Here is a 23,963-nt window from a genome sequence, read left to right on the forward strand (position 1 = left end):
GCCGCGAACGGGTGCAACGATCCCTAGAAGCTAGGTGGCTCGACCGACCAAGACCATGCGATATCATGCTGCTTTCCTGAGTTTTCTTACACCTGCGGGACCCCCCGGAGGACGTCCTGCGACCCGCCCCGGTCAGCGCGGGAGTTGGGCGCGGTTGGCGCGCCGGTACTCCCCCGGTGACTTCCCGCTGTATTTCTTGAACGCGACGCCCATGTATTCCGCGTGGCTGAAGTTCAGGCGCTCGGCCAACTGCGGCAGCGTCCAGTCGGTACGGATGAGCAGGTCGGCGAGGCGCTCCATGCGTACCCGGGTGATCTCCTCGTGCACGGTGCGGCCGAGGACGCGCAGGAAGCGGTAGTCCAGCGCGCGCCGGGAGAGCCCGACGTGGCGCTGGATCGTCAGCACCGGGACACCCTCGTCGACCCGGTCGCGGATCAGCTGGAGTGCCCCCGCGACGACCGGGTCGGTGACCGCGAGGATGTCCGTCGACTGCCGGGTCACCACCCGCAGCGGCGGGATGAGGTGCAGGCGCGGATCGAGGTTGTCGCCGGACATCATCCGGTCGAGCAGCGAGGCGGCCAGGAAGCCGGTGCGGGTCGTGTCGGGCTGGATGCTCGACAGCGCCGGGGTGGTCAGGCTGCACATCAGGTCGTCGTTGTCGACGCCCAGGACGGCGACACTGTCCGGCACCGGCAGGCCGGCGATCTTGCACGCTTCGAGGACCTCCTGGCCGGCGATGTCGTAGCAGGCCAGCACCCCGACCGGCTTGGGCAGGCCGAGCAGCCAACCGGCGAGGGCCTGCCGGTCGCCGGCCAGCGTGCCGGAGGGTTCCATCCGGAACTCGTGCGGCTCGATGCCCAGGCCGCGTACGTGCGCGGCGAAGCGCTCGGCCCGCTTGACCGACCAGCCGTAGCGCGCGTCGCCGCAGAAGGCGAAGGTGCGCAGCCCGCGCTCGGCGAAGTGCTCCACCGCCCAGCGGGCGATCGTGTCGTCGTCGGTCTCGACACACGGCAGTTCGGGGGTGAGGTGGGCGGCGCTGAGGTCGACCGCGGGTACGCCGAGCCGGCGTACCCGATCGGCGGTTTCGTGGTTTTCGATGCGCGCGATGACGCCGTGGCCGCGCCACCCGTCGAGCCACGACAGGTCCGTCTCGTGGCGGCTGTGCTCGGCCAGGTAGATCGACCAGCCGGGGTGGGTGACCAGGTATTTCTTGATCCCGACCAGGAGCCCACGCGCATAGGCGTTGGACGTCTCGACCAGCAGGGCCACGTGCCGGGTGCCGACCTGCTCGGCCGGTGCCGGGGATTGCTTGATCGTCATGGTCACGGTCCGCTCGCTTTCCCGGGGGTCCGCAGCGAGCGTAGAAAATCTAAGGCTTGCAGCGGGATAGTTCATGGTAGTTCCGAAACGCCGTCCGTACGTTGGCTTCGTAACGACGGAAGGTACACGCATGACGCAAAAAGTACGGATCGGAATCATCGGGCTGGGCTTCGGCGCGGAGTTCATCCCGATCTACCAGGCCCATCCGCACGCCGAGCTCGTCGCGGTGTGCCAGCGCACCGAGGACTCGCTGCGCCGCATCGCCGACCACTTCGGGATCGCCGGCCGCCACACCAGCATCGAGTCGATGCTGGCCGACCCGGAGATCGACGCCGTTCACATCAACTCACCCATCGCCGCGCACGCCGAGCAGTCGATCGCCGCGCTCAACGCCGGAAAGCACGTCGCCTGCACCGTACCGATGGCGACCTCCGTCGAGGACTGCGCCCGGATCGTCAAAGCCCAGCAGGACTCGGGGAAGTCCTACATGATGATGGAGACCGCCGTCTACACCCGCGAGTTCCTCTATGCCAAGGACCTTCGCGACAGCGGACAACTCGGGCGGATCCAGTTCCTCCGTGGCGCCCACATGCAGGAGATGGCGGGCTGGCCCGACTACTGGCTCGACCTGCCGCCCATGCACTACGCGACCCACGCGATCGCACCGCTGCTCGCCCTCGGCGACCGCGAGGCCGAGTCGGTGCGCTGCCTCGGTTCCGGTCGCGTCAACCACGCCGCGGCGCGCGGCGGGCCGCCGTTCGCCGTCGAGACCGCCCTGTTCCGGCTGCGTGACTCCGACCTCGCCATGGAGGTCACCCGCTCGTTGTTCGACATCGCCCGCGAGTACGTGGAGAGCTTCGACGTGTACGGCGAAAAGGAGAGCTACGAGTGGCAGCAGATCGAGCGCGAGAGCCCCGTCGTGTTCACCGGTGAGGACGGCCGGCGCGTCGACATACCCGACTACGCCGACCGGCTCCCCGCGTCGATCCGCGAATACACCACCCGGGGTGTCTACGACGCCACCGAGAACCAGCACCTGTCGTTCACCCAGGGCAGCGGGCACGGCGGCTCGCATCCCCACCTGGCGCACGAGTTCGTGACGGCCATCGTCGAGGGCCGAGCGCCGTTCCCCGACGTCTACGCCGCCGCCAACTGGACCAGCGCCGGTATCTGCGCCCACGAGTCGGCACTGCGCGGCGGCGAGGAGATCGACCTGCCGGTCTTCGCCCGTCCGGCGGCCGACGCGCTCTCCGGGGTCGGCGTCCATGCCTGACCTGACCGTACGGGTGGAGCTCGGCAGCGTCAGCGTGCTGCGCGCGGGCACCGAGACACCCATCCTGACCCAGCACGTCCGGCCCGACCTGCGGCCGTTCATCCACCCGATCGTCTCGCCGACCGGCGTGGGCACGGTCACCGAGGACGCGCCCGACCACCACCCGTGGCAGCACGGCCTCTCCGTCGGCCTCAACGACGTCAACGGCGTCGGCTTCTGGCACGAGGGGATGCACCCCGGGCACGTCAACGACGGTTCGTTCCACCCGAGGCTGGTCGGCGAGCCGACGGCCGACGGCAACACCGCCAGCTGGCAGGTGCTGACCGAACTGCGCTCCCCGGCCGGCGAGCCGCTGCTGGACGAGACCCAGGCGTGGACGCTGACCGACCACGGCGACCGGTACGAGCTCGGTCTCGTCCTCGGACTCCGGGCGGTACGGGACCTGACGTTCGGTCAGTACGCCTATGGCGGGCTGTTCCTGCGGATGCCCTACCGGCCCGAGAACGGCGCAACGGCGTACAACAGTGAAGGCCGGACCGGCGCGGAGGCCGAGCAGCAGACGGCCCGGTGGGTCGCGGTCCAGATGCCGCTCCTCGACGCCGGACCCGGCGAGCCGGCGCCCGTGGTGGCCGTGATGGACCACCCCGCCAACTTCCGGCACCCCGCGCCCTGGCGGGTCGACAACGAGTTCGGCATCGGGCCCAGTGTCAGCATCGCCGGTGCCTGGCAGCTCGCAGAAGGCCAGGAGCAGCGGTTCTGCCACAATGTCGTGGTCTTCGGCGCCACCGTCGCGCCGCAGGAGATAGAAAAGGCGTGGCGGGCGTTCGCGGAGGTGTCCGCATGAAGACAGCGATCGTGGTGCACCCGGACTTCGACCGGACCTGGCCGTTCGTCGCCGACCACCTCCATGGGCTGCTCCCGACGGCCACCTTCACGCGGCTTTCCGCCGGGGAGACCGTCGCACTGCCCACGGTCGTCGCCGACCCCGGCACGGTCGAACGGCTGATCTCGCTCGGCGTCCACCCCACCGACGCCGACCTCGACGGGCTGCCCGCGCTCGCCGAGGCGTACGTCGCCGGCTCCTGGCCCCCGTCCGAGGACGTCGACGAGCGCCTCCGCCGCCACAACGTCCGGCGGATCATCCACGGGTCCGAGGGCTACTGGGCGCAGTCCGTCGCCGAGTACGCGCTCGGGCTCACGATCGGCGGGCTGCGCCGGATCCCCCAGCAGCACGCCGCGATCGTCGCCGACGACTCACCGTGGAGGTACACGTACGGCCAGTTCGGCGACGACCCGAACTTCAGCCACGGCACCGTCTCCGGCAAGCGGGTACGGATCGTCGGCGCCGGCAACATCGCCAGCCGGTACGCGAGCTGGACGCACATGCTCGGGGCCGACGTCGCCGCCTGGGACCCGTACGCCACCGAGCCGTCGTTCCACCGGTCGGGTGCCCGGAAGGTTTGGCACCTCGACCGGCTCCTCGCCGACGCGGAGATCTTCGCCCCGATGGTGCCGCTGCTGGCGAGCACAACGGGGCTGATCACCGCCGAGCACATCCGGGCCCTGCCGAAGGGCTGCCTGGTCGTGCTGGTCACCCGGGCGTCCGTCTGCGACGTGCCCGAGCTGCGCCGCCGGGTCCTCGCCGACGAGCTCAGCCTGGCCGCAGACGTGTTCGACGTCGAACCGCTGCCGCTCGACGACCCGCTGCTGGGCCGGCACAACGTCGTACACACCCCGCACAACGCCGGCCGCACGATGCACGCCAACCACAGCTACGCGGAAATGCTGGCCGCGCAGTTCGCGGACTAAAATCATTTTTTGGTACGGGGCGGGGTCAGCGACAGCAGATGACCCCGCCCGAGGAGTCAGCTGGGAAGGGTCGACGGCGGGGTGGCGGTCAGCTCGTCCAGGAGACGGGTGACCCGTTCGCGGATCTCGTCGCGGACCTCACGGACGACGGGTAGGGGCTGCCCGGCCGGGTCGGTGAGTTTCCAGTCCTCGTACCGCTTGCCGGGAAAGACGGGGCAAGCGTCACCGCAGCCCATGGTGATGATGACATCGCTGGCCCGGGCGATGTCCCAGTCGAGGATCCTGGGCTGCTCGGCGGTGATGTCGATGCCGACCTCGCGCATGGCTTCGACGGCGATGGGGTTGATCTGGTCGGCGGGTTCGGAGCCGGCGGAGCGTACATCGACGGTGTCGACGGCGAGGTGGCGAAGCCACCCGGCGGCCATCTGCGAGCGGCCGGCGTTGTGCACGCAGACGAACAGGACAGACGGTCTGGCGGCAGCGGTCATCGTCATGAAAATCCTTTGCGGGCGTGATGCGGGGCAAGGCTGGGGGTGTTCTCCGGGAAGGTCCCGGACTGTCTTCGACCACCTGGACGTAGACGCGGCGCGTCGGTCATACCGGAGCCTGTTCCGGCCGTGCCGGTGCCGTCGCGGCCAGTGCGCCCCGGGCCGGGGCGGCTGCCGGGTACCACCACGCGATCGCGGCGAGGGCGAGGCCGGTCGCGACGAGCTGGGCGGCGATGAACCCGATGGACGAGGTCGGGGCGATGCCGGCGAAGGTGTCGGTGAGTGTCCGGCCGATCGTGACCGCCGGGTTGGCGAAAGCGGTGGAGGAGGTGAACCAGTACGCCGCGCCGATCCACCCGGCGATCGCCGCCGGGGCGGCGACCTGACGGCGGGCGTGGGAGAGCGCCGCGATCAGCAGTAGGAGTCCGGCGGTCGCGACGATCTCGCCCAGCCAGCGCCCCGCCCCTGTCCGGTCGCGCTGCGACCAGGTGATCGCGGGTAGGCCGAACATCAGGTGGGCCAGGACCGTGCCGGCAGCGGCGCCCAGGACCTGCGCGACAAGGTAGGCGCCCAGGTCACGTAGGGGCAGGCCGGAACCGGTGCGACGGCCCAGCCACGAGTCGGCGATCGAGACGACGGGGTTGAAGTGGGCGCCGGACACCGGCCCGAAAATGAGGATCAGCGCGCCGAGGGCGAGCGAGGTGGCGATGCTGTTCTCCAGCAGTTGCAGCCCGACGTCACCGGGCGAGAGCCGGGTGGCGGCGATGCCGGACCCGACCACGGCCGCGACCAGCAGGGCGGTGCCGACCAGTTCCGCCGACGCCCGACGCAGCAACGTGGGGCGCAGGTCGGGTGTCACCGGGTCGACCCGGCCGCCGTGGTGGCGGTGGAAACGTCGAGGAGCTGGGACAGGGCGGCGAGGCGAGCCGGGACGACCCAGTAGTAGACCCATGTGCCCCGGCGCTGGCAGTCGATCAGCCCGGCCTCTCGCAGCACCCTGAGGTGGTGGGAGATCGTCGGCCCGGTCAGGGTGAACGCGTCGGTCAGCTCGCACACGCACACCTCCCCGCCGGCGCGGGCGGCGATCAGGGACAGCAGCCGTAGCCGGACCGGGTCGCCGAGGGCCTTGAACCCGCGCGCCAGGCCGGCGGCGGCGTTTTCGGTCAGGGCCTCGGCGACCATCGGGGTGCAGCAGGTCGCGGGGTCGGCGAGGACCGGCAGCTGTTGTCTAGACACCCGTCTAGTTTGACAACCGTCTAAGCAGAGTGCAACTCTCTGTCTAGACGGCTATCTAAACAATGGAGGTGTGGGATGTCCCGTATCCAGCTCGCCCTGCGCGTCTCCGACCTGGAAGGGTCGGTCGCGTTCTACTCCAAGCTGTTCGACACCGAGCCGGTCAAGCGGCGGCCCGGCTACGCCAACTTCGCCATCGAGGAGCCACCCCTGAAACTGGTCCTGCTCGAAGGCACCCCGGACCAGCCCACCGCCATCGACCACCTCGGCGTCGAGGTGTTCGACGGCGCGGAGGTCACCGCCGCCACCGACCGGCTCACCGAGGCTGGCCTGATCACCCTGACCGAAAGTGACACCTCCTGCTGCTACGCCCTCCAGGACAAGGTCTGGGTCCGCGGCCCCGGCGACGAGCGATGGGAGGTGTACGTGGTCAAGGGCGACTCCGACCAGTACGGCAGGTCCGCCCAGGTCGAGCCCGGCGCCGACGCCCCCCGTGGCGAACGTGCCGACCGGCAGCGGGCCGCCGGTGCGGGAACGGCCAGCTCCGGCGGCTGCTGCTCGTAGCCACCGCGCCGTGGCGTCCCCTCCGCAGGGCCACCCCCGTGCCGGCCCTGCGGAAGGTACGCCCCTTCACCCGGAGCGCGGGGCCGACCGTCGGACGGTCCACCCCGCCTCCGTACGTACCGGACTACTGGATCAGTGGCTCAGCAGGGGTCGATGTAGTAGATGTTCGACCAGTTCCGGAGGCCCGGATTGGGGGCCACCGCGCTATTGGCGATCCACTGACGGACGCGCCCAGCCGTGTACGACCGTTTCCGCGTCTCGGTACCCAGACCGTCGAGGCGATGCCGGCTGGTGACGACCGTCAGGCAGTGCGTCGATGCCGGAAGTAGCGGCCGGACCTGATCGGAGGAGGCGGCGTTGTCGAGCAGGATCAGCACGTGCCGGTTCGCGAGCACCGAGCGGTACATGGCCGACGAACAGCTGACCACCCGGATAGTGCCGGGCGGCCCGGTGGGCCCAGTGCACGGCCAGTGCCGTCTTTCCGATTCCGCCGATTCCACCGATCGTGCAGAGCGCGGCCACGCCGGATGACGTACCGTCCCCGTCGACCAGGGCGTCAAGGGCCGCAAGGTCCCCCTCCCGGCCGATGAAACCGGGGATGTCACGAGGGAGACGTCGCGGGGTGCCGGAGGCCGTGTCACCGCCGGTAGGTGTGGGCAACGTCAGTCCCGGGTCGTCGTCGAGGATCCGTCGGTGCAGGCGCCGGAGATCCTGTCCGGGCTCGACACCGAACTCCTCGACCAGGGCCCGGCGCGCGACCCGGTACGCCTCCAGGGCTTCCGTTCGTCTACCCGCGCGGGTCAGGGCCAGCATGAACAGTTCGATGCCGTGCTCCCGGGTCGGGAACTCCCGGACCAGTTCGGCCAGCAGACCCACCACACGCAGATGCTCACCCGCGGCCAGTTCGGCTTCGACGCGCCGTTCGAACGCGGCGAGCCGGTTCTCCTCCAGGCCGCGCCCGAGTCGTTGGCGAAGCTCCTCGTTCGCGACGCCGGCCAGCAGCGGGCCCTGCCACAGTTCGAGGGCTGCCGCCAAGGCGTACGCGCGGGTCGCCGGGTCGGCGATCGTGCTCGTACGCTCCACCTCGGCGGTGAACCGGTGCAGATCGACCGCCGCCGGGTCCACATCGATCAGATAGCCCGCGTGCCGGGTGAGGATGCGCACGCCGTACGGAGCGAGCCGCCGCCTCAGCCGGGCAACGTACGTGTGGAGAGTGGCCCGACGCTCCGCCGCCTCGGCGTCCTGCCACAGCAACTCGATCAGGCGCTCCGCCAGCACTACCCGGCCCGGCTCCAACAGCAGCAGTCCCAGCAGGCAGCGCTCCTGTCGGCGGCCCAGCTCGACCGGGCTGCCCCGGTGGCTGGCCGCAACCTTCCCGAGCACCTGAAACTCCACGCGGCGCAGCGTAGCCGAGCCCCGGTCGCACCCGATGACGGCGCTGAATCAGGTTCTCGCGGCCGGCTACTGCCCGCCCTCACCGACGCCGTGGGTCGCAGGACGCTGGTCGGTCGGGTTGAGTTTGGCTCGCACCGCCTCGGCGTCGGGGTGTTGGAGCTCCTCAAGGATCACGAGCGCCTGGTGCCAGGCTGTTCGGGCGGCCGGAAGGTCGGCCGCGGCGGCGCAAGCGTCACCACGGTGGGTCAACACGGCGGACTCGCTGTAGCGGTCGCCGAACTGCCGGAGGTACTCAACGCTGCGGTCGAAGCAACGGATGGCCTCGTCGTAGTCACCGAGCTGCTGGTTGGCGCAGCCGATGCTGTCCAGGGTGAACGCCTGGCCGAGTCCGTCGCCGAGGGCCTCCAACATGGACAGTGCCTTTTGGCACAGGTTGCGGGCGAGGTCGTGCTCGCCCAGTTGGGTGTGGGCCCAGCCGGCGGCGTTCAGGGCCTTGGCCTCGTCGTGCTGCTGGCCGGATCGACGGAATGCGTCGATGGCCAGTTCGGCGTAGTGCAGGGACTCGCGGTGCTGCCGGCGGCGGTCGTTGACCATGCCGATGCCCAGGTAGGCTTTGCCCAGTCCCACGAGATCGTCGATTTCCCGGCTGAGGATGGCCGATCGCTCCATGTCGGCCAGGGCGTCGTCGAGACGGTCCAGCAGGGTGAACGCGTTGGCCCGCTCGCGCAGAGCGGTTGCCTCGGCCTCGTTGTCGCCGGTCCGCCGGGCGGCGGTGCTCCCACTCGTCGCCGCTCTGACCAGGTCGTCCCAGTGCGCCGAGACCATGAAGAAGCCCGACAGCGCCCAGGCGAGTCGTGCTGCCGGGCGGTCGAGGCCGTTCCCGGCCGCCAGGTCGACCGCGGCCAGCAGCGCCTGATGCTCGCCCTCGAACCAGGCGAAGGCCCCGGCCCGCGCGGACAGCGTGGGGAGGATGACCTGCGCCAACGGTTCGGTCCACGACATTGCCATCCGGGCCGGGTTGATGAGCCGGGCCGCCGTGTACGCCGCCTGCATGTAATGGTCGACGAGGCGGGCGATGGCCGCCTGGCGTTCGGCGAGCGGGTCGGTGTGCCCGGCGGTCTCGCGGGCGTACGACCGCATGAGGTCGTGCATCTCATACCTGCCGTCGGTCCGTTTCACGACCAGGGCGGCCTCGGCCAGCTCGGCCAGCGGGTCCTGTAGCCGTGCCCGGGTGAGGCCGACGAGACTCGCGGCCGCGTCGGCCGAGATGTCGGGCGCGGTGTGCAGTCCGAGCAGCCGGAACAGACGTGCGGCGGTGTCGGTGAGGGCGTGGTACGACCACGAGAACACGGCGCGTACGTCGGTCAGGGGATCGCCCGTGGTGAGGATGTCCAACCGCTGGGCCGAATCGTGGAGCCCGGCGCTGACCTCCCGCAGCGACAGCTGAGGACGGGTTGCCGCGCGGGCTGCCACCACCGTCAGACCGATCGGCAGTCCCGCGCAGGCGGCCACGATCTGCTCGACCGCTTCCGGCTCGGCCAGCAGGCGGGCCCGCCCCATCCGCGTCGACAGCAGTGCCCACGCCTCCACGTCGTCCATCGGCGTCAGCACGATGGGCCAGGCACCCTGTGAGGCGACCAGCCCGGCGAGGGTGTCCCGGCTGGTCACCATCACCAGACTGGTGGCCGCGCCCGGCAGCAGGGGACGGACGTGCATGGTGTCACGGGCATTGTCCAGAACGACCAGGAACCGCCGCCCGGCGAGCTTGCTGCGGAACAACGCGGCCCGCGCATCCAGGCCGTGCGGAATCCGCTCCGAGGAGACGCCCAGGGCCTCCAGGAAGCTCATCAGCACGTCACCCGGCAATGCCGCCGCCCCGCCCGGGTCGAACCCACGCAGGTTCGCGTACAGCTGACCGTCCGGAAACTGGTCGGCGATCTGATGGGCCCAGTGGACCGCGAACGAGGTCTTGCCGATGCCGGCCATTCCGCCGATCGCGGTGACCACCACGGAGCGACCCGGCAGGGCGTACGTGCGGATGGCCTCGATCTCGGCCGACCGACCGACGAACGCCGGGAGGTCGGCCGGGAGCTGAGCCGGCCTGGGGAGCTCCTCCGTCGTGCGGGGTGCCACATGCAGCGGCCGCAGCACCACATCTCGGGCAGAGGCCAACTCGCCGCCCGGATCGAGGCCCAGGTCGTCGCGCAGCCGATCCCGGACCGCGTCGAACCGAGCCAGCGCGTCCCGCTGGCGGCCGACCAGGGCCAGCAGGCTCACCAGCCGGGCCTGAAGCGGTTCGTCCAGAATCGCCCGATCTGCGGCGAGTTCGACGAGGGGCAGCAACTCGTCGTCGCGAGCCGCCAGGGCGACATCGGCCGCCTCGCGGGCCGCGACGACGTACTCGCGCTCGATCGCGGTGAAGAACGGCCTCTCGCGCGCTTCGGCTCCGATCCCGTCGGCGACCGGGCCGTGCCACAGCTGCAAGGCCCGAGCGTAGGACTGCGCGGCCACGCCGCGTGATGCGCGGGCGCGGGCCACCAGGTCGCGGAACTGGAGCAGGTCCGCGCTGTCGGCGTCGACCCGGAGTCGGTATCCACCGCCGCCGCGCACGAGCCAGCTGCCTTCCTCGCGTGGGCCGAGCTCAGGCTCCAGCGCCCGGCGCAACTGCCCGATCATCCGGTGCACGGTGTTCAGGGCCGAATCGGGTGGATCGCGCCACCACAGGACGTCCACTATCTGAGTTATCGGCACCGGCTGGTCGGGATGAGCGAGCAGCACCGCCAGAACCGCCCGCTGCTGGGGCGGACCCAGCTCGACGTCCTCGCCATTGCGCCACGCCCGCACCGGGCCCAGCAGGCTGAACCGCAACCGTCCCCGCACCGTTAAGCCACCCAGCCGACTCCAGGACCGCCACCGGTGGCTGTCGAACCATCACGATAGTCCAACCCGAGTTCGTCGACCCAGCCCGCTCCAACCAACATTTCACCTGGTGGCGGCCTTACCGTCGCCGCTCGACCAAACGCCGACCCCGGGCTGTGCGGAGTTGGGACAAGCACGGCATCGGACCGGCCATGATCCAGGAGTTCGCCGGCCGCCCACGCGACCGGCTCACCCCCGCCGCATCAGAGGGTGGGTTTCATGCCGCCGTCGATGAGGATGTCGGCGCCGGTGATGTTGGAGGCGCGTTCGCTGGCGAGGAGGAGGACGAGGTCGGCGACTTCCTCCGGGCGGGTGAAGCGGCCGGTTACGGCGTCTGCGGCGGCCCGCTCGGCAACAGCGGCCGGATCGATGCCTTGGGCTTGGCCGAGGGTCGCGGCGACGCCCTGGTCACCGAGCCAGAGCGCGGTGGACACGGGTCCGGGGCTGACCGTGTTGATGCGAATTCCGCGTGAACCATATTCCTTGGACAGCGCCTTGCTGACGTTGAGCAATGCGGCTTTGGCGGCGCTGTAGTCGATGACGAGCGGGTCGGGCAGCGTGGCGTTGATCGAGGCGATGGTGATGATGTTGCCGCCGCCACGGGTGATCAGGTGTGGCAGCGCGGCCCGGATGGTCCGGACAGCGGTGAGCAGGTTGATGGTGAGTGTGTTCGCCCAGTCCTCATCCGTGATGCTCAGGAACCCGCTGGTACGTGGGGTGACGGCGCCGACATTGTTGACGACGATGTCGAGTCCGCCGAACGAGCTGACCGCGGCGTCGATCAGCCGGCCGGGTCCGCCCGGGGTGGTGAGGTCGATCTGTTCCGGCCGCACCTGGTGGTGTTGTGCCAGTTCGACGATGTCGGTGGTGAGTTCACGGGCGCCGGCGACCACCCGGACGCCCTCGCCGGCGAGGGCCTGCGTGATGGCGAGCCCGATGCCTCGGCTGGCACCGGTGACGACGGCTACCTTGCCGGCCAGGTTCAGATCCACAATGGAGCCTTTCTCGGGTGGGCCGCTCGGTGGAGGTCGGCCGCCAGTTCGGCGACCGGCCTCGTGGTCGTGGGGCAGTGCTCAGCCCAGGAACCTCAGCAGGAGCTGCGTCATCTCGGCCGGCTGTTCTTCATAGATCCAGTGGCCGCTGTTGTCGACAAGGGCGCCGGTGACGTTGGTGGCGTACCGGGCAACCTGGGTGGGGACGAAGTCGCGGAGGCTGCCGCTGGCGCCGATGGCGAGCACCGGCATGGTGAGCTTGGTGTTGATATTGACGGCGTTGTCGACGATATCCTGATCGAAGGTTCGGAAGTATTCGAAGCTGGCCCGTAGGTGGGCCGGGTCGCGTAGATAGCGGGCGAACTCGTTGACCTCGGCCGGTCCGATTCCGTTCTTCTGTACTTCCAGCGAGTCGGTGAACAGCTGAACCCAGAGAGCTTCGCGGCCTCGGATGAGTTGTTCGGGCAGGCCGTTGGTGAGGTTGAAGTACCCGAAGTTCCAGGCGGCCGGGCCGTCGGCGGTCAACGACGCGAACGTATAGATGCTGGGGTCGGGAATGGGCGCCTCGCTGAGCACGAGCTTGTCGACATCGGTGGGGTGGGCGGCGGCGTAGGCGTAGGCGACCATGGAGCCGATGTCGTGGCCGACCAGGCGGATGTGGTGGCTCAAGCCGAGCTTGGTAAGGAGGCCATGGATGTCGGCGGCGAGTGTCAACTTGTCGTAGCCGGCGGCGGGGGCGTCGCTCCGGCCCGAGCCGGGCAGGTCGGGAGCGATCACGGTGTAGTGGGCGGCCAGGGCCGGGAGGACCTTCCGCCAGGTGTACCAGGTCTCGGGGAATCCGTGCAGCAGTACGAGCGTCGGTCCGTGTCCGCCTCGGACATAGTTGATCCGGATGCCGTTGACGACCTCCTTCTGCTCGCTGAAGCCGGCGGGGATCCGTGCGGTGTCCGGATGGGTGGACGTGCCCGTCATGCCGGTGGCTTGCACGGTGTTGGCGGATCCGAGCGGGAGAAGCCCGATGGTCAGGGCGCAGAGCGCGGTGGCGATGGCCCGTGACCAGCGCCCGGTGCGGTGAGCGGGGAGTCGCATACTGGCTCCTGAACGATTGTCAGTCTCGAAGGTCGTCGCGTGGTGGACCGCCCGGGAGTGTGCCCGCGCGGTGGCGCGGGCCCACTCGGATCGGTCAGGTGGTGGCGCGGGCGGCGGTGACGATGAGGTCGGTCACGGCGTCCGGCTTGGTCAGCATGGCCAGGTGCGGGGCGCGAACCTGGACGATCTGGCTGTGCGCGCGTTGCGCCATGCTGAGCTGTACCGCGGGCGGGAGGATCTGATCGTTGGTCCCGACCAGGTACCAGCTGGGCAGCGTCTTCCAGGCCGCGGTGACCGAGGGTTCGGTCAGGGCGCTCAGGGTGATGGGTCGTTGGGCCGCCGCGAGTTCGGCGCTGATCGGGGCGGGCAGGCCGCCGGCGAACAGGTTCGGGAACAGTGCGGTCTTGATGTAGAGGTCGACGTCGCCGGCCGGGGCGCCGGGGTATGCGACGAAGTCGAACAGGGCGTTGGGATCGCCGCCGCCGCCGAGCAGGCCGAGGATGGTGTCGCCCTGGTCGGGTACGAACGCGTCGACGTAGACCAGGGCCTTCACGTCCGGGTCGGACAGGGCGGCATTGGTGACGACGGCGCCGCCGTAGGAGTGTCCGACCAGGATGACCGGCCCGGAGGTGTGCTGCTGGAGGTAGGCGCTGAGGTAGGCGGTGTCACTGCCGAGGCCGCGCAGCGGGTTCGGTTCGACCAGGACGGGGTAACCGCGTCGCTGCAACTGGGTGGCGACGGGAGCCCAACTGGATCCGTCGGCCCAGGCGCCGTGAACGAGCACGATGGTTGGCTTCGGTGAGTTGCCGTGGTCGCGGGTGGAGTGGGTCGGGCTGGCGACGGCGACGGCGGTGGGTATGACGATGGCGAGCGCGGCCAACGCGGCGGTGACAATGATGGTGCGGGTACGGCGTCTGGTGCTGGACATGGTGGTCTCCGGATCTTCTTTTACGAGGATGTGCGGCGAGGACTCAGAGTGCGCGGGAAACGTTTTTGTCCAACCAGGACAGTGTGGCGTCGGCTACGGTGCGCCATCCGCTGTCGATGGTCAGGGAGTGGGCCCGGTCGGGGAAATCCATGATCTCGGTGACGGCCGCGGAGTGCCGGTACTGCTTGAGGGTGGCCTTGGTGACCGACTCGGGAACGGTGTGGTCTTTGCCGCCCATCATGAGCAGCAGCGGGCCGCGTACCTCGTTGGCGGTGTCGACCGCAGCCGGTGAATGCGGGTTGAAGTTGGCGGCGGCCGCCTCGAACAGGGGCTTGCCGGGGGCCGGGATCGTCCAGCGGGTGAACAGTTCGTCGGATTCCTGCTCGGAGATGGCGTTGCCGAACGCGAACCTGAACTGTTGCGCGGTCAGGGACACCGCGTGGTGCACGTTGCCGGGGTTCTTGAACACCGGCAGGGTGGCTCGCAGGGCGGATATGGGTAGCGGGAGGACGCCCTTGATCTGGGCCGCGTCGATCGCCACCGCCGCGGCGGCCAAGTCCTGGCCGAGCAGCTTCTGGGCGATCATGCCGCCGAACGAATGTCCGACAAGGATCGGCCGCGTGTCGAGGTTGGCGATGATTTTTGTGTAGTGCTCGACGACGTCGTCGATGCCGTGGTTGGCGATGGCCTCCGGGTTGGCCCTGGATTCCTCGACGGTGGCTCCATCGCCCGGCCAGCCGGGGGCGATTGGCTGATAGCCGTGTTCACGGAACAATTCGACCCATGGGTTCCACGAGGTGGCGTGCAGCCACAGACCATGAATGAAAACAACCGGGGTGGCAGCGGAAGTGGCCATGACATTCCTTTCGGATGGCCCGCGCACGATGCACGGGTGGAAAAGGCGCGGGAACCGGGGTCTCCGAGGCGTGGAACCCCGCTCGGATGCCATGGACCTGTGCCCGGCTGGTGGCGGCGTTCCCAGCTGATCGCCGAGGACTGCCGATACCGTAGGCCGAGCGTTGTGGGCAAAGAGTGGACGCGGTCCGCGACCGCTCGACCGAGCACGGGTACGGCGGAGGCTGCCGGCCCCACCGGGGCGGGACCGGCAGCTTCCGCTAGCCGACCGGTGCGGTCAGCCCCTGGGCGAAGCCGCCGTCGACACTCAGCTCTACGTTCGTGCTGAAGGTCGCGTCGAAGGCCAGGAACAGTGCGGCGGTCGCCACCTCCTCGACCGTGCCCATCCGGCGCAGCGGGGTGATCTCGTTGCCCTGCTCCTCGAAGGCCGCCCGGTCCGCGTCGGTCATGCCCGCGACGCCCATCGTCGGGGTCTTGATGAAGCCCGGAGCCACCGAGTTCACCCGGATCCGCCGGGGCAGCATCTCCGCGGCGAACACGTGGGCGAACGACCGCAGCGCGTCCTTCGAAGCGGAGTAGATGCTCATGCCGGGGAAGACCAGGTCGTTGGCCACCGTGGTGAAGACGATCGCGCCGCCGTCGGGGATGAGCGGGGCCAGGCGCTGCACCGTGAAGAAGGACCCCTTGGTGTTGATGTCGAACTGCCGGTCGTAGGAGGCTTCGGTCACCCGTTCCAGTGGCGCGTCCAGCTCCGCGATCCCGTGGTTGACGAACAGGGCGTCGACCCGGCCGAGCCGGTCCGCGACGAGCGTGCCGAGCGCGTCGATGTCGGCCATGCTGGCCGCGTCGGATCGCACCACGTACGCCGGCCGCGAGCGGAGTTCGGTCCGCGCCTCTTCGAGGGTCTTCTCGTTGCGTCCGGTGAGTACGACCTCGGCTCCCCCGTCGAGCAGGGCCTTGACGATCGCCAGCCCCATCCCGTGCGTTCCGCCGGTGACGACGGCCTTCCTACCCGCGTACCTGGTCATTTTCCTCGTCTTGTCGGTCGGCCCGGTCCGGGCCGGGGTGTTGGTCGGCCCGGACCGGGCAGGTTGTCGGTGACGGGCTCCACCCTGCCGACCGGCGCTCCAGGCCGGCTTCGGATCGGCTCCAGACCGCTCCCCCGGCTCCGGACGTCGGCGGCGCCCGATCGGTCACCCGCCGCCGTCGAGTTACCGTGGCGACGTGCGTTTCGGGGTGCTCGGTCCGGTACAGGTCTGGACGGCGGACGGAAGTCCGGCCCGGATACCCGAGGTGAAGGTCCGAACCCTGTTGGCCGACCTGCTGGCGCACCTGGGGCAGCCGGTGTCAACCGACCGGCTGATCGACGACCTGTGGGGCGAACGGCTCCCGGCCAATCCCACCGGTGCGCTGCACACCAGGGTCTCCCAGCTGCGCCGGGCGTTCGAGGAGGTTGAACCGGGCGGCCGGGACCTGGTGGCGTTCCACCCACCGGGCTACCTGTTGCGGGTGGACCCGGAAGCGGTGGACCTGGGACGCTTCCAGGCGCTGACCGGGCAGGCGCGACTGACCGCCGATCCGCGGGCGAGGGCGGTGCTGCTCTCCGACGCGCTCGCCCTGTGGCGGGGTACGTCGTTCGCGGACTTCGCCGACGAGCCGTTCGCGTCGGCCGCGATCGCCCGGCTGGAACAGCAGCGGCTGAATGCCCTGGAGGAGCAGGCGGAGGCGCGGCTGGAACTCGGCGAGCACGGCCTGCTGGCCGGTGAACTCGGTGACCTGGTGACCCGGTACCCGCTCCGGGAACGGCTGCGTGCCGCGTACCTGCGCGCCCTCTACCGGGCGGGCCGGCAGAACGAGGCGCTGGACAGCTACGCCCAGTTACGGGAACGCCTGGCCGAGGACCTGGGGGTGGATCCCGGTCCGGAGCTCACGGCGCTGCACCGGGCGATCCTGAGGCAGGATCCGGCGCTGATGGCGCCGGCGGCTCGTCCCCGGACCAACCTGCCGGCCCCACTCACCGACCTGATCGGCCGGGACGAGGCGATCGCCCGGGTGCGGGTGTTGCTCGACAACGGCCGCCTGGTGACTCTCACCGGGCCCGGCGGGGTCGGCAAGACCCGGCTGGCGGTGGAGATCGGGACCCGGGTGGTCGACACCTTCCCGGACGGGTGTGGATCGTCGAACTCGCCGGGCAGGGCAGCGGGATCGGCTCCGCCCCGCCCGACGCGGGATCGGACGCGGCCGGCACGGTGACCGACGTGCTGGCGGCGGCGCTGGGCATCCGGGACGACGCCGCGGCCGGGCTGCTCCCGGTGGCCGGCGCGGTGGCGCCGCCCGACCGGCTCACCGACGCGTTACGTACCAGGCGACTGCTGCTGATCATCGACAACTGCGAGCACGTGGTCGAGTCGGTGGCCGAGGTGAGCGACGTCCTGCTGCGCGCCGCCCCCGGGCTGCGGATCCTCGCCACCAGTCAGGAACCACTGGGGCTGGCCGGCGAGCAGATCTGCCCGGTGATGCCGCTGGAGCTGCCCGACCCGGCGGCCGGACCGGAGCCCACCACCCTGCTGGGGTTCAGTGCGGTACGGCTGTTCGTGGCCCGGACCGTGGCGGCGGCGCCGGATTTCGTCCTCGATCCGGGCAACGCCGCCGCGGTCGCGACGATCTGCCGCCGGCTCGACGGGATCCCGCTCGCCCTGGAACTGGCGGCCACCCGGATACGCGTGCTCGGCGTACGGGAACTTGCCGAGCGGTTGGACGACCGGTTCGACCTGCTGGCCAGCGGACGGCGGGGCGGCCCGGCCCGCCAGCAGACCCTCCGGGCGATGATCGACTGGAGTTGGGAGTTGCTGACCGGGGCCGAGCGGATCGTGCTGCGCCGGCTGGCCGTGGCCGTCGACGGCTGCACGGTGCAGGCCGCCGAGGCGATCTGCACCGGCGACGGTGTCCGGGCCCGGGAGGTGCTCGGTTTCTTGGCCCGCCTGGTGGACCGCTCGCTGGTGGTCGTCGGCGGTAGCCCGGACGGCTCCCGCCGGTACCGACTGCTCGAATCCGTCGCCGCCTACTGCCTGGAGCACCTCGACCGGGCGCAGGAGTCGGCCCGGATACGGGCCCGGCACTACCGGTACTACACGGAACTCGCCGAACGCGCCGAGCCGTACCTGCGCGGTCCGGCCCAGCAGGAGTGGCTGCGCCGGCTGGACACGGAGACGGGCAATATGCGTACCGCGCTCAAGAACGCCAACCGGGACGGCGCCGCCGGGTTGGCGGTGCGGATGGTCAACTCGATGGTCTGGTACTGGGTGTTGCGGGGCCGGCTCGACGAGGCCCGGCGATCACTGGCCGCGGCACTGGCCGTGGCCGGCCCGGCCTCCACCGCGAGCAGGACCACGACGACGATCTGGCATGCGGGCATCACGGCACGGTACGGCGAGAGCGTCGACCCGGCGGCGCTGATCGGCCCGTTGGCCGGAGGCGGAAGACGGGCCGGCCGACCCGGGCGCGCGGGCCAGGGCGGAGTGGTTTCTCGGCTTCGCCCAGATCGGCTTCGGCGACCCGGCCGCCAGCGAGAACCTGGTCAGCCGGGCACTCGTGGCGTTCCGGGCGAACGGCGACCGGTGGGGGATGGCCGTCGCGCTGGGCACCCGGGCGAAGCAGGCGCTGACCCGGGGCGACCTCACCTCGGTCGAACGCGACGGCGAGCAGAGCCGGACGCTGTTCGGCGAACTCGGGGACCGCTGGGGCCAGTTGCAGGCCATGTTCACGCTCGGCCTGCTCGCCCAGATCACCGGCGACTATCCACGGGCCGCCGACCTGCACCGGACCGGGGCGCGGATGGGCGAGGAACTCGGGCTGTGGACCGAGGTCTCCGACAATCTGTGCCAACTCGGCCGGGTCGCCCTGCTGAGCCGCGACTACGAGCGGGCGGCGGACCTGCACGACCGCGCGCGGCGGCTGGCCGTCGAGCAGGGCTACCAGGTCGGCGAGGAACTGGCCGAGATCGGCCTCGCCCTCGGGGCCAGGCGCCAGGGCCGGCTGGACACCGCCGAGGCGCACCTGCGCAACTGGCTCGACTGGGATCGTCGGATGGGCTCGGACATCGGGTCGGCGCTGATCCTGAGCGAACTCGGCTTCGTCGCCGAGCAACGCGGTGACGACGAGGCCGCCCTGACCCTGCACCTGGACGGGCTCGCCGCCGCCAGGCAGAGTGGTGATCCCCGAGCGATCGCCCTGGCGCTGGAGGGACTGGCCGGCGCGCAGGTCTCGGCGGGCCGACCCGAACAGGCCGCCCGACTGCTCGGTGCCGCCGCCGCGACCAGGGAGTCGGTGGGCGTACCGTTGCCAGCCGCCGAACGCTTCGACGTCGACCGGATCGGCGGCCGAACCCGCGCCGTCCTGGGCGACGAGGCGTTCGCCACACAGTACGCACACGGCCGTAGCCACGGGACGGACCGGTATCCGGAGGATCTCACCCTCACCGCCCACCCGGCGATCGGCTCCTGAGGTGCTGTCAGCCGGCCGGGCACGGTGGCTGGCTGCCCACCGCTGACAACTGCGGCGCGCTGGGCGGTGCTGAACGGCGCAGCGGCGACGCTGACGCCGGTTCGGTTCGGCGTACCGTCACCGGCACGCCGAACCGGACTTCATCCGTACCCTTCACTCACATGCCGGGGCGGCAGTTCGGGTTGCAGTGCATCAGTTGCAGGCTGTCGAGCTGATAGCTGAAGTTCTGCCCGGTTGGGCTGACCACCGAGAGCTGGACCTGGGTGGCGCCCGGCGGGGCCTGGACCGGGTTCCAGGTTCGTTCCGGCCAGTCGGTGGCCATGCTGAAGAGTCCGCTGTCGCTGTCGCCGATCCAGCCGCCCGAGCCGTTGTACCAGGACAGCCGCAGCTTGACCGAGCCCACCGAGGCCGACCGGATCCGGGCGTAGAACCTGTAGTACTGGCCGGCGGTAACGGACTTCCGGGCGGTCACCGACACCTTTCCCTCGGCATGCGACTGTACGTTCGCCTGGAGCGAGCGCCGCCCGTCGTAGTAGTAGCAGGAAAGGTTGCTGTCTCCGCAGGACGGGGTGACCTGCGTCCAGACGCCTCCGCTCACGGAGAATCCGGTGGGGGTCGCGCTCGGGGTGTTCGCCTCGACGGTGCGTTCCTGGGCGGTGAGCAGATCGTTGCTGTAGCCGACGTCGCAGCAGGTGGGCGCGGTGAGGGTCGGGTGGGCGGCGACGTTCCAGGTGAGGACGCCCGAACCAGTTGGGCTGTCCCGGTAAAATCTTGCCGACACCTCGCTCGGGTCGTAGTTCGAGTTGAAGTCCTGGTCGAGCATCCAGTAGTTGGACCAGTCCATCATGATGTCGGCGACGTACTGCTGATTGGTCTCCTGCGACCAGGCGTGGCCGGCGCCGAGCAGGTGCAGCAGCTCGTGCCCGACGATCCCGCTGTCCCACAGCTCGGCGGTGCCGAAGCAACCGTTGCCGCCGGTGGTCATCGCCGGCAGGACCATGCAACCGGAGTTCGTCGCGGACGGGATCTGCGCGTCGGTGAACACGAAGTACCAGCGGTTCGGGTCGTCGTACCCGGCGGCGGTGATGTCGCTGTAGACGGCGGTCCAGTCCGAGCCCGAGCCGGTCGGCGTCGCTATGTCGAGCTTCTCGGGCACCACCAGCGCCCGCGCGTAGTCGGCGTAGGTGCCGTTCGGGGTGTACCGACAGGAGAAGTTGATGTGCTGGTCGTAGTTGCTCGACTCGTCCAGCAGCCAGTCGATCCGATCCACCACCTTGGCGATCTTTTCGACAAATGCCTCGTAGTGATTGCCTTCGCTTTCGTGCCAACCGTAGATGATCTGAATGGCGGGGATGGTCGGCGTGGGCGGTGCCGTGGGAGTGGTGGCGACTGTCGCGCATCCTCGCACCGGTACGGCCCCGTCGGCCGGCTGCGCGTACGGCTGGGTCGGTTCGCTCGCGTTGAGGAACGGATCATGGGCGTAGGCCGGTGTTCCACCGGCCAGCACCACGGCCGCAGCGACCACTGCGGCCAGCATCCAGCGCCCTCGTCTGATCAAGACCATCCTCCTCGACAGGTTGGGGCGGCGCGCTGACGCGACGCTGCATCCTTGCCAGGAAACGCCCCCCGTTGATTTGCGTCGGTCAATGTTTTGATCTCGGAGGGTTACTTGTCAACCACCTTCCGCCAATGGAAATCCGCGAAATAGTCCAGCAATACTTCAGCCGCGCCCGGCGAAATGATCGTTCTCGCAGCTCAGGGTCGGTTCCCGCTCGCCATGTCCGGTGCCCCAAGGCAACAGCGCCCGCTCAGCTACTCATTGGGCCGAGACCCCGACACCGAGGGTGGCGAGGTCGCGCCGGCCCTCGGCGGCACGGTCAGGCAACAGCAGGAGTGTGCAGGCTCGTTCGAACCGGGCACCGATCCGCTCCCATCCCGCCACCGCGGCGGTGAGGGCTGCGGTGTCGCCGTACAGGCGGCCTCGGGCGCGGGCGGTGCAGGCAGCGGCCCACGCGTTCTCGTGCCGCTCGGCGGCCGACAGCAGGTCCAGGGCGTCGGGGAGTTCGGCGACGACGGCCAGCTCGGCGCCAACCGCCCGCGAGTAGGGCGGGGACCAGCTGCGGATGCCGTTGAACGTCAGACGGACAAGCGCGGCGGAGTCCTCGACCCGCCCGGTGTGTACGGCGAGCCGCGCGTCGACCATCGTCAGGAACGTGGCGTGCGGGGGTAGCTCCCCGATGACCTCGATCGCGCGCGAGCGCCACAGCGCGTACCCCTCGTCGTCGCCGCGCAGCCCGTGGACGAGGGCGACAGCGGCCATCGGCGGCGACATCGTGCCGGTGCGCGGACGGCCGGACCGCTGCCAACCGTCCCACGCGGTGCCCGCCATCCGCAGCGCCTCGTCGAAGCGTCCGCTGAGCACCAGCGGCGTGATCAGGAGAGCGGCCGAGTGGTAGGAGCTGCCGGCGAGGTCGTCGTCCATGGTCCGCTGGCCGACCGACAGAGCGGCCGGCAGGTCGCCGACGCCGAGGGCGGCCAGGTGGGCCATGCGGTACGTGTCGATGATCTCCGGGGCGGCGTGCGGGTCGTGCCGGGACATCGCGGGCAGCAGGGTCAACCGTTCGTCCATGATTCGGCGTACGTCCCCGCCCCGCCCCGCCACGATGTCGGCGGTGGCCACCGCGTCCAGAACCGCACTGATCAGCACCGGATCGCCGGTGGCCCGGGCGGCTACCGCGGCGGCCTCGGCGAGCGCCGGGTCGGCCTCGTACCTGTCGGAGGTCGCCGCCCAGGCCGCCGCCTCGGCGAGGCGGGCCACCACCACGGCGTCACCCGATCCGTCGGCCGCGGACGCCGCCTCGTCGAGCAGGTCACGCAGGCGCTCGTGCGGCACCTCGACGGCGAACCCTGCCGGGTGCCGCCGCGCGGTGGTGACCGCCTGCGCCAGCGCGACGGCCGTGGCCCCACGATCTCCGGCCAGGCGGGCCCGCTGCGCGGCGGCGAGCAGCAGGTCGAAGGGCCGCTGACCGTCGTCGCCGATCGCATGGGTGACGGCGGAGGCGGCGTACAGGTCCACGGCGGCCTCGCCGGGGGTGGGGGCCCGTTCGGCGGCGGTCCGGTAGTGGCCGAGCGATTCCATCAGGAACCGCCGCGTGTAGGCGAGGTGTGCCAGTGCTCGGGCCAGCCGGTGTGGCAGTTCACCCGGGCCCTCGGGGGCGGCGGCGAGGGCGGCTCGCAGGTCGTCGGCGACGCCGTCGAACTCCTCGTACCACTCGTCGCCGTCCAGCCTCGTCTCGATCGCGGTGGCGACCGCTGCCGCCCAGCGCAGGTGCCGGTCCTGGATCTCCGGCTGCTCACCGGAGACGTCCAACTGTTCGGTGGCGAACGCGCGTACTGTCTGCAACAGTCGCCACCGGGCCGCGCCGTCCCGGCGGTGCACGGTGACCAGGCTTTTGTCCGCCAGCCTGCCAAGCACGTCGGCGACCGCGCCACGGGTGCTCCCGGCGAAGCCGACTGCGGCGACGGCGGCGAGGTCGAACGCCCCGGCGAAGGCGGCGAGCCGTCGGAACAGCGCCCGCTCCTCGTCGTCCAGCAGGTCGTGGCTCCAGCCGATGACCGCGCGCAGCGAGCGGTGTCGCTCGTTCGCGCCCCTGCCGCCGGCCACCAGCCGCAGGTGGTCGTCGAGCGCGGCCAGCAACCCGCTCTCGCCCAGGGTGGCACTGCGTGCCGCCGCCAGCTCGATCGCCAGTGGCATGCCGTCCAGCCTCGCGCACAGCTTCGCGACCACGGCGGGGTCCGCCGCGAATCCGGGGTCCGCGGCGGTGGCGCGGTCGATGAAGAGCCGCTCGGCGTCGGACTCCAGCGGCAGCGGGCCCAGCGGTACGGCACGCTCGCCGGGCACGCCGAGGCGTTCCCTGCTGGTGGCCAGGATGCGGGTGCCCGGGCAGCCGGACAGCACCCGCTCGGCGAACGGTGCCACCACGTCGATCACGTGCTCGCAGTTGTCCAGCACCAGCAGCGATCGGCCCTCTCCGAGCCGCTCCACCACGGCGTCCTCCAGCGACTGCTGGGGGCGCTCGCTCACGCCGAGCGTGGCGGCCACCGCCTGTGCGACGTACCCGCCGCGAGCCGGAACGAGATCGACGAACGCGCCGCCGGAGGGGAAGGAAGGCCCCGCCGCCTCGGCGATCTGGCCCGCCAGCCGCGTCTTGCCCACCCCGCCAGGTCCCACCACGGTCACCAGCCGGGCGCCGCGCAGCGTCTCCATCAGCTGCTCACGCTCGGCGGTCCTGCCGACGAAAGTGGTGAGCGCCGATGGCAGGCCGGCCAGCCGCCCAGGTACCGGCGCCCCCGCCTGCACCTGTACGGCGAGTTCGCCGAGCGCCCTCCGGTCGGCGACGCCGTACTTGCGCAGCAGCGAGGAGACGTGATTCTCCACGGTCCGCACGGAGATGTGCAGCCTGCCGGCGATGTCGGCGTTGGACAGGCGCGCGCCGAGCATGACGAGCACCTCGATCTCTCGCTTCGACGCTCCGGCCGGATGCGTGACGTCCATCGCGCCATCATGCCCGACACCGGATCAGTAGTGCGTAGTC

The 23,963-nt window shown here is 70.5% G+C and carries 21 protein-coding genes; 6 read left to right on the top strand and 15 right to left on the bottom strand.

What is annotated here, in order from left to right; genetic code table 11:
- Positions 1-132: 132 nt before the first annotated feature.
- Positions 133-1,320, bottom strand: a complete 1,188-nt coding sequence (locus OG792_RS21995; protein WP_329101783.1) for a XylR family transcriptional regulator — start codon at positions 1,318-1,320, stop codon at positions 133-135.
- 130 nt (positions 1,321-1,450) lie between these two features.
- Between OG792_RS21995 and OG792_RS22000 the strand changes: the two genes are divergently transcribed.
- Genes OG792_RS22000 through OG792_RS22010 form a run of 3 tightly spaced genes read left to right on the top strand, consistent with a single transcriptional unit; the run spans position 1,451 to position 4,402 of the window.
- Complete coding sequence (locus tag OG792_RS22000; protein ID WP_329101785.1) at positions 1,451-2,593, top strand: Gfo/Idh/MocA family protein; 1,143 nt, start codon at positions 1,451-1,453, stop codon at positions 2,591-2,593.
- Positions 2,586-3,437: a PmoA family protein gene (locus tag OG792_RS22005; protein WP_329101787.1), complete on the top strand. Its 852-nt coding sequence runs from the start codon at positions 2,586-2,588 to the stop codon at positions 3,435-3,437. Before OG792_RS22000 ends, OG792_RS22005 begins: the two co-directional genes overlap by 8 nt.
- Positions 3,434-4,402: an NAD(P)-dependent oxidoreductase gene (locus OG792_RS22010; protein WP_329101789.1), complete on the top strand. Its 969-nt coding sequence runs from the start codon at positions 3,434-3,436 to the stop codon at positions 4,400-4,402. Before OG792_RS22005 ends, OG792_RS22010 begins: the two co-directional genes overlap by 4 nt.
- Positions 4,403-4,458: 56 nt before the next feature.
- On the opposite strand, the gene OG792_RS22015 is transcribed toward OG792_RS22010, so the two are convergent.
- The 3 genes from OG792_RS22015 to OG792_RS22025 all read right to left on the bottom strand — a co-directional run bounded on the left by OG792_RS22015 (position 4,459) and on the right by OG792_RS22025 (position 6,126).
- The gene (locus OG792_RS22015) at positions 4,459-4,896 is read right to left on the bottom strand and encodes an arsenate reductase ArsC (protein ID WP_329101791.1); all 438 of its coding nucleotides are present in this window, start codon (positions 4,894-4,896) and stop codon (positions 4,459-4,461) included.
- Between the two features lie 100 nt (positions 4,897-4,996).
- On the bottom strand, positions 4,997-5,749 hold the full coding sequence (locus OG792_RS22020) for an aquaporin (RefSeq protein ID WP_329101793.1): 753 nt from the start codon (positions 5,747-5,749) through the stop codon (positions 4,997-4,999).
- Entirely contained in the window at positions 5,746-6,126 is a 381-nt protein-coding gene (locus OG792_RS22025; protein WP_442932278.1) for an ArsR/SmtB family transcription factor, read from the bottom strand. Before OG792_RS22025 ends, OG792_RS22020 begins: the two co-directional genes overlap by 4 nt.
- A gap of 75 nt (positions 6,127-6,201) precedes the next feature.
- Here OG792_RS22025 and OG792_RS22030 point away from each other — a divergent pair, with 75 nt between their 5' ends.
- The gene (locus tag OG792_RS22030; protein ID WP_329101796.1) at positions 6,202-6,687 is read left to right on the top strand and encodes an ArsI/CadI family heavy metal resistance metalloenzyme; all 486 of its coding nucleotides are present in this window, start codon (positions 6,202-6,204) and stop codon (positions 6,685-6,687) included.
- Positions 6,688-6,891: 204 nt separating this feature from the next.
- On the opposite strand, the gene OG792_RS22035 is transcribed toward OG792_RS22030, so the two are convergent.
- The 7 genes from OG792_RS22035 to OG792_RS22065 form a co-directional block, all read right to left on the bottom strand.
- Positions 6,892-8,082, bottom strand: a complete 1,191-nt coding sequence (locus tag OG792_RS22035; RefSeq protein WP_329101798.1) for an AfsR/SARP family transcriptional regulator — start codon at positions 8,080-8,082, stop codon at positions 6,892-6,894.
- A gap of 66 nt (positions 8,083-8,148) precedes the next feature.
- Positions 8,149-10,962, bottom strand: coding sequence for an AfsR/SARP family transcriptional regulator (locus OG792_RS22040; protein ID WP_329101800.1), 2,814 nt, complete (start codon positions 10,960-10,962; stop codon positions 8,149-8,151).
- Positions 10,963-11,204: 242 nt separating this feature from the next.
- Complete coding sequence (locus tag OG792_RS22045; protein ID WP_329101802.1) at positions 11,205-11,993, bottom strand: SDR family NAD(P)-dependent oxidoreductase; 789 nt, start codon at positions 11,991-11,993, stop codon at positions 11,205-11,207.
- Positions 11,994-12,074: 81 nt separating this feature from the next.
- Positions 12,075-13,082 (bottom strand): alpha/beta fold hydrolase, encoded by a 1,008-nt coding sequence (locus OG792_RS22050; protein ID WP_329101805.1) that lies wholly within the window; start codon positions 13,080-13,082, stop codon positions 12,075-12,077.
- 94 nt (positions 13,083-13,176) lie between these two features.
- Complete coding sequence (locus OG792_RS22055; RefSeq protein WP_329101807.1) at positions 13,177-14,010, bottom strand: alpha/beta fold hydrolase; 834 nt, start codon at positions 14,008-14,010, stop codon at positions 13,177-13,179.
- A 43-nt stretch (positions 14,011-14,053) separates the two neighbouring features.
- Positions 14,054-14,893 (bottom strand): alpha/beta hydrolase, encoded by an 840-nt coding sequence (locus OG792_RS22060; RefSeq protein ID WP_329101809.1) that lies wholly within the window; start codon positions 14,891-14,893, stop codon positions 14,054-14,056.
- Between the two features lie 232 nt (positions 14,894-15,125).
- Entirely contained in the window at positions 15,126-15,893 is a 768-nt protein-coding gene (locus tag OG792_RS22065) for an SDR family oxidoreductase (protein ID WP_329101811.1), read from the bottom strand.
- A gap of 196 nt (positions 15,894-16,089) precedes the next feature.
- Here OG792_RS22065 and OG792_RS22070 point away from each other — a divergent pair, with 196 nt between their 5' ends.
- Positions 16,090-17,118 (top strand): AfsR/SARP family transcriptional regulator, encoded by a 1,029-nt coding sequence (locus OG792_RS22070; protein WP_329101813.1) that lies wholly within the window; start codon positions 16,090-16,092, stop codon positions 17,116-17,118.
- Positions 17,119-17,338: 220 nt separating this feature from the next.
- On the opposite strand, the gene OG792_RS22075 is transcribed toward OG792_RS22070, so the two are convergent.
- Together OG792_RS22075 and OG792_RS22080 are read right to left on the bottom strand one after the other, a co-directional pair.
- Entirely contained in the window at positions 17,339-17,800 is a 462-nt protein-coding gene (locus OG792_RS22075) for a hypothetical protein (RefSeq protein WP_329101815.1), read from the bottom strand.
- Positions 17,801-17,992: 192 nt separating this feature from the next.
- The gene (locus OG792_RS22080; RefSeq protein ID WP_329101817.1) at positions 17,993-18,280 is read right to left on the bottom strand and encodes a hypothetical protein; all 288 of its coding nucleotides are present in this window, start codon (positions 18,278-18,280) and stop codon (positions 17,993-17,995) included.
- Between the two features lie 176 nt (positions 18,281-18,456).
- On the opposite strand from OG792_RS22080, the gene OG792_RS22085 reads away from it, so the two are divergent.
- A complete protein-coding gene (locus OG792_RS22085; RefSeq protein WP_329101819.1) occupies positions 18,457-19,368 on the top strand; it encodes a tetratricopeptide repeat protein in 912 nt (303 codons plus the stop codon).
- Between the two features lie 157 nt (positions 19,369-19,525).
- Here OG792_RS22085 and OG792_RS22090 read toward each other — a convergent pair whose 3' ends face one another.
- A complete protein-coding gene (locus OG792_RS22090) occupies positions 19,526-20,926 on the bottom strand; it encodes a hypothetical protein (RefSeq protein ID WP_329101821.1) in 1,401 nt (466 codons plus the stop codon).
- Between the two features lie 258 nt (positions 20,927-21,184).
- Positions 21,185-23,923, bottom strand: coding sequence for an ATP-binding protein (locus tag OG792_RS22095; RefSeq protein WP_329101822.1), 2,739 nt, complete (start codon positions 23,921-23,923; stop codon positions 21,185-21,187).
- Positions 23,924-23,963: the final 40 nt, after the last annotated feature.

Origin of the sequence: Micromonospora sp. NBC_01699 (genome assembly GCF_036250065.1) — a bacterium.
Lineage (GTDB): Bacteria > Actinomycetota > Actinomycetes > Mycobacteriales > Micromonosporaceae > Micromonospora_G.

Coding starts and splice junctions, on each gene's coding strand:
- OG792_RS21995 (WP_329101783.1), bottom strand. CDS start 1,320: ATGACGATCAAGCAATCCCCGGCACCGGCCGAGCAGGTCGGCACCCGG.
- OG792_RS22000 (WP_329101785.1), top strand. CDS start 1,451: ATGACGCAAAAAGTACGGATCGGAATCATCGGGCTGGGCTTCGGCGCG.
- OG792_RS22005 (WP_329101787.1), top strand. CDS start 2,586: ATGCCTGACCTGACCGTACGGGTGGAGCTCGGCAGCGTCAGCGTGCTG.
- OG792_RS22010 (WP_329101789.1), top strand. CDS start 3,434: ATGAAGACAGCGATCGTGGTGCACCCGGACTTCGACCGGACCTGGCCG.
- OG792_RS22015 (WP_329101791.1), bottom strand. CDS start 4,896: ATGACGATGACCGCTGCCGCCAGACCGTCTGTCCTGTTCGTCTGCGTG.
- OG792_RS22030 (WP_329101796.1), top strand. CDS start 6,202: ATGTCCCGTATCCAGCTCGCCCTGCGCGTCTCCGACCTGGAAGGGTCG.
- OG792_RS22050 (WP_329101805.1), bottom strand. CDS start 13,082: ATGCGACTCCCCGCTCACCGCACCGGGCGCTGGTCACGGGCCATCGCC.
- OG792_RS22055 (WP_329101807.1), bottom strand. CDS start 14,010: ATGTCCAGCACCAGACGCCGTACCCGCACCATCATTGTCACCGCCGCG.
- OG792_RS22065 (WP_329101811.1), bottom strand. CDS start 15,893: ATGACCAGGTACGCGGGTAGGAAGGCCGTCGTCACCGGCGGAACGCAC.
- OG792_RS22080 (WP_329101817.1), bottom strand. CDS start 18,280: ATGCCCGCATGCCAGATCGTCGTCGTGGTCCTGCTCGCGGTGGAGGCC.
- OG792_RS22095 (WP_329101822.1), bottom strand. CDS start 23,923: ATGGACGTCACGCATCCGGCCGGAGCGTCGAAGCGAGAGATCGAGGTG.